The following is a 3527-nucleotide window of genomic DNA, read 5'->3' on the forward strand; positions in this document are numbered from 1 at the left end:
CGTCACCATGGCGAGATAAGGACCGGTGACGCGAAGCGCGGGGATCGAAAGCGCCGCCGATATCGCTGCCACCACAAGAACAGCAAGCGGCAGTGCTTCCCAAAAATTCAACCCCGCCTTGGTGGTAAGAATGCCGACCCCGTAAGCACCGAGCGCCACAAACCCGCCCTGACCGAGCGATACTTCGCCGGCAAGACCGAGCAGCACGTTCAGGCCAATGCCCGCGAGCGCCGTGGTCGCGAGCATCCCAAGCAGGTAAGCATAATAGCCCGGCGCCAAGAGACAGACCGCGGCAACCGCAATGCTCGCCAACGCCGCGGCGATGACGATGGCGATGGTTCTCATACCCGCACCTTGGTGCGGCCGCCGAACAGGCCCGACGGCGCCAGCACCAGAGCGGCAATCACGGCAGAGAACGTTACGATTTGGGTGCTGCTCGAACCTAACCAGGTCGTGGCGCAGGCCTCCACCAGGCCATAGGCGAGACCGGCTATCACGACGCCCCAGGGATTGGTCAAGCCGCCGAGAATCGCGACTGCAAAGGCCTTGATGCCGAACAGCGTCCCCATGTCATAGGCAACGTTATAAAGCGGCGCGATCAGGATGCCGCCGATCCCCGCCAGCAGCGCCGCGGCCGCATAGGTAAGCGCAATAAGACGCGTCACATCGATGCTCATCAGCCGCGCCGCGTCCGGATTTTCGACGGCGGCGCGCAGCTTCAATCCGAGTCCGGTCCGGTGCATACCGAGATGAACGGCAAACGCAAGCCCCAAGCCTACGATCGGCACCAGCACCTGAAGCGGAAAGATGCCGACATTGCCGAGCACCCATGGATCGTCGGCGAGCGATGACGGCAGCGCGCGCGGTTCCTTGCCGAACAGCACCATCACCACGTTGTCGAGCACAATGCCGAGCGCGACGGTCGCCATCAGCCACGAATTGCTGCCGCGCGCCACAAACGGCCGGACCGCGATACGCTCGACGATCAGGCCCCAGATCGCGCAAGCCACGAGTGCCAGCGGGACTGCGACCAGCATCGGCCAGTGCAGCCCCATCGCGATCGCGTAACAGGCCACCGCCCCCAGCATCACGGACGACCCTTGCGCGAAGTTCACCGTGCCGGACACGGCGAAGGTCAGCGTGAAGCCGAGCGCGATGAGACCGTAGATGCTCCCGAGGCTCAGCCCCGAGACAAGTGCTGTCGCAAGCATGTCTAGCCCGTGACGGGCTCGATCTGATCCCCATTATAGCGGACCATGACGTAATCGTTTTCATTCAAAGCGTCATGGTTCTCGTCCGTGAAGGGTTTGGCGTAGTTCTTGATCAGGCCATGATAGCTATCGATGTTCAGAAAGGCTTCGCGCATCTTGGGACCTTCGGTCGAGCCCGCCTTCGTGATCGCAAGCGCGGTGAGTTGCATGGCGTCATAGGCGTTGGCCACGCCGACCGGCGGCGTGACGTCGCCGGGTCCCTTGACGTCGGGGTATTTGGCCTCCATCGCCGCAAGCACACGCTTGCCGACGTCGTTCTGCGGTCCGAAGAAGCTGTAGGTCTGCACGAAGTGCACCTTGCCGGCCCAGGAGCCTGCAAGCTCGGGGAAACGCCCGCCGGAAATGCCCCAGTGCGAGACCACCGGCACGACCCAGGCCGACTTCTGCAACGACTTCATCACCTGCGCCCCCGGCGCGGCGTTGGCGACGAGGATGATGCTGTCCGCGCCGGCTTCCCGGAGCCGTTGCAGCTGCGGCGTCATATCGGGGTCCTTGTCGTCGAACTTTTCCTCCCCTGCGAGCTTGACGCCGGCAGCCTCCGCGGCCGCTGTGAGCCCCTTAAGATTGGACTCGCCCCAGCCATTGTTGACCAGCATCAGTCCGGGCTTCTTGGCGCTGAACTTTGTCGTGGCGTATTTGATCAAGGCGCGATCGACCAAGGCATCCACGGCCGAGACACGGAAGACATAGTTCGGATTGGCGCCGTTGCGCGTGATGTTGGTCGCAGCCGCCCATACCCCCATGAAAGGCACCTTGGCCGTATTCACCAGCGGCACGATGGCCAGCGACACCGGGCTATCGATGCCGCCGTAGAGGATCACCGCCCCCTCCTTGTCGAGCAGCTCGCGGGCCGCGGTCTGGCCCTTGGCGGGGTTCGACTCGTCGTCGCGCCGGACGAGTTCCAGCATGCGCCCGCCGAGCAGACCACCCTTGGCATTGATTTCATCAATCGCAATTTGAAGACCGCGGGTGATCCCCTCGCCGGATTTCGCGGAAGGTCCGGAAAGCGCAGCCACCAGGCCGATCTTGATCGGCTCGGCCGCCCGCGCGGAACGGCCGAAAAGGCTTCCCGCCGCAATGCCGGCAGGCAGAACAAGAGCTTGGCGACGTGTCAGATTGGTCGGCATGTGAGCAACTCCCCTTGGTCATCTTTGCGGCTTGCTTGCAGCGTCGAATGGCTCTTTCGACGTGCACGACCGTGTTCGGCTTCTTGAAGCAAACGGTATGCCACAACCCCGGAAATCACAACGGTACCCCGAATTGTGACCGCGCTTTGCTGCCCGTCAAGGTGTTGGCGTTGCCAACGGCCAATGCGGGAGCGGGCACTGCAACAAATTGGCTGGTTTCGCGACGCGCATCCAATCGGCCGGCCATCATGCCAACATCGACCGAATACTGACCGAACGACGAGGGAATATCGCAACTCGAGTGTGGGTCTTTTTTCCGGAAACGCTCATCGCGAAGCACGAGGACCGGAGACGACCCATGATCAGATTCACACTTCCTGCAATCGCTGCCGTCCTGACGCTGTCGTCGGCAATCCCGGTGTCGGCACAAGCCATCGTGCTTGGGCCGTCCGTTTGCCGGATGCCGATTGAAGCGCTGGACAATAGTACGCCGTCAGCCCCAGCCGCCCGCGCGCCCGCTGCCGCGATGTGAGACCGCCACGGGGCCTTGGCCGGCACCGGTCGGTCATCGTCAGCCGCAGGCTATGGATACAGCCTATCGATGCGACCTCATCGATATCGACCACTGATCGGGCCCTCGTGCAGGAGAACGCGAGGATCGATCGATTGATCCAGGGCGTTTGCAGAGGGTGCTGAAGGCAGAACCGCATCCGACAGGCGCGCGTTCACTTCCGCGGCCGGCCCCGCTTGGCAAACACGGGTCCGGGCGAGTCGGCTGTGCACCGCAACAGGCTCGCGAGCTTGAGCGCTTCATTGCGTTCGGGGCCGGGAGGCAGCAAACGTGCCCGCTCCAGCGCATCCGCAGCGCGGATTTCCTGATCGATGCGGTCTGGCGCCCGTTGGATCTCTTTCATCGTCATTTCGCTCGCCGCGTTACCAGGTCATACAAAAGGCCAGCAAAATGCCGGCCTCAAATAGACTCGTTTGAGAAGCTGCGCTATTCCCCATCGCCAGATGTTTTATGACATACGGCCCAGCGGCAGAGGTGGTTCACTTCGGCTGCAGCTTCAAATACATCTCACGCGGAGTTTACCGGCTCGCGTTATGACGCCGATCATTACGCCAACGC

Annotated in this window: 5 protein-coding genes; 1 reads left to right on the forward strand and 4 read right to left on the reverse strand. The window is 62.6% G+C overall.

Annotation, left to right across the window (positions count from 1 at the left end; translation table 11 throughout):
* From WB528_RS21205 to WB528_RS21215, 3 genes are all read right to left on the reverse strand, one after another.
* Positions 1-345, reverse strand: a 345-nt coding sequence (locus WB528_RS21205; protein WP_423890376.1) for an ABC transporter permease subunit, incomplete at its 3' end; no start/stop codon positions are given.
* Complete coding sequence (locus tag WB528_RS21210; protein WP_423890378.1) at positions 342-1211, reverse strand: branched-chain amino acid ABC transporter permease; 870 nt, start codon at positions 1209-1211, stop codon at positions 342-344. The genes WB528_RS21205 and WB528_RS21210, both read right to left, overlap by 4 nt.
* Positions 1212-1213: 2 nt before the next feature.
* Entirely contained in the window at positions 1214-2398 is a 1185-nt protein-coding gene (locus tag WB528_RS21215) for an ABC transporter substrate-binding protein (RefSeq protein ID WP_423890381.1), read from the reverse strand.
* Between the two features lie 358 nt (positions 2399-2756).
* On the opposite strand from WB528_RS21215, the gene WB528_RS21220 reads away from it, so the two are divergent.
* Positions 2757-2930 carry a hypothetical protein gene (locus tag WB528_RS21220; protein ID WP_423890383.1) on the forward strand — a complete coding sequence of 58 codons (174 nt, stop codon included), beginning with the start codon at positions 2757-2759 and terminating at the stop codon, positions 2928-2930.
* A gap of 193 nt (positions 2931-3123) precedes the next feature.
* Here WB528_RS21220 and WB528_RS21225 read toward each other — a convergent pair whose 3' ends face one another.
* Positions 3124-3312, reverse strand: a complete 189-nt coding sequence (locus WB528_RS21225) for a hypothetical protein (RefSeq protein WP_423890385.1) — start codon at positions 3310-3312, stop codon at positions 3124-3126.
* Between the last annotated feature and the right edge of the window lie 215 nt (positions 3313-3527).

The sequence above is a fragment of the Bradyrhizobium sp. genome (genome assembly GCF_049586575.1).
Classification (GTDB): domain Bacteria; phylum Pseudomonadota; class Alphaproteobacteria; order Rhizobiales; family Xanthobacteraceae; genus Bradyrhizobium.

What these genes read in the sequence shown, in the direction of transcription:
- WB528_RS21210 (WP_423890378.1), bottom strand. Translation starts at nt 1,211, where the DNA reads ATGCTTGCGACAGCACTTGTCTCGGGGCTGAGCCTCGGGAGCATCTAC.
- WB528_RS21215 (WP_423890381.1), bottom strand. Translation starts at nt 2,398, where the DNA reads ATGCCGACCAATCTGACACGTCGCCAAGCTCTTGTTCTGCCTGCCGGC.
- WB528_RS21220 (WP_423890383.1), top strand. Translation starts at nt 2,757, where the DNA reads ATGATCAGATTCACACTTCCTGCAATCGCTGCCGTCCTGACGCTGTCG.
- WB528_RS21225 (WP_423890385.1), bottom strand. Translation starts at nt 3,312, where the DNA reads ATGAAAGAGATCCAACGGGCGCCAGACCGCATCGATCAGGAAATCCGC.